1 protein-coding gene is annotated in these 320 nt (G+C 39.4%); it reads right to left on the minus strand.

Annotated elements, in window-relative coordinates; translation table 11 throughout:
- Window positions 1–320 (minus strand): putative sodium/potassium/calcium exchanger (locus F0L68_RS46065; RefSeq protein ID WP_223199666.1); only part of this gene is annotated, 320 nt, incomplete at both ends.

Raw genomic sequence — 320 nt, forward strand, 5'->3', positions numbered from 1 at the left:
CTTCTTTACTGTCTTGTTCTTGTTTTTCATCGTTCTCCTTTGATACATCTTCCTTATCTTCCTCTTCTGATTTATTTTCAGCTTCAACTTTTTCTTCGATAGATTCATCCTTATCTTCACCAGAAGGCTCATTCTCTGCAGATTTTTTATCTTCAGAACCATCTTCTTGTGCTTCTTCCGAATCATTAGTCTCACCATTTCCGTCTTCTGAGTGATCATCTTTTTCGTCTGATTGTTCATCGGCCCCAACTTCTCTTTCTTCAAGTGATTCGCCCTGGCCTTCTTTGTTCTCATTATCCGCCTTTTCATGAGATCCGTCA

Source organism: Solihabitans fulvus (assembly GCF_008386585.1).
GTDB lineage: Bacteria > Actinomycetota > Actinomycetes > Mycobacteriales > Pseudonocardiaceae > Solihabitans > Solihabitans fulvus.